This is a genomic window from Rheinheimera riviphila (genome assembly GCF_004005945.1).
GTDB classification, from domain to species: Bacteria; Pseudomonadota; Gammaproteobacteria; order Enterobacterales; family Alteromonadaceae; genus Pararheinheimera; species Pararheinheimera riviphila.
This window is the reverse complement of the sequence record NZ_SACS01000065.1, coordinates 1-327: the sequence shown is the minus strand read 5'-3', so window position 1 is coordinate 327 and position 327 is coordinate 1. Positions and strand designations below refer to the sequence as shown.

The 327-nt window shown below is 48.0% G+C and carries 1 protein-coding gene; it reads left to right on the top strand.

All coding sequences use genetic code 11. From position 1 onward, the window contains the following. Window positions 1–254: hypothetical protein (locus EOE67_RS20730; RefSeq protein WP_206099687.1), on the top strand; the 254-nt coding region annotated here is incomplete at its 5' end. Window positions 255–327 lie beyond the last annotated feature (73 nt).

The following is a 327-nucleotide window of genomic DNA, read 5'->3' as shown; positions in this document are numbered from 1 at the left end:
ATCCTTTACAGCCAGGTGAAAAAGTCACGATTTCAAACGAAGCGAGTCAATTACTAAAAAGCGATATTCAAGACGGGACAATTCTTACTCCCAATAGTGGTGGTGGGACTACACTGCCTCCATGGCCTCCGCAAGGTAATACTCCCAATAGTGGTGGTGGGACTACACTGCCTCCGTGGCCGCCGCAAGATAATACTCCTAATAGTGGTGGTGGGACTACACTGCCTCCATGGCCGCCGCAAGATAAGGTCTGAACAATGTTTCGTAAATCGCCACTATGGCTGGTGCATATTGTACTCTTTACACTGTCGTTTTTTGCGCTTTGGA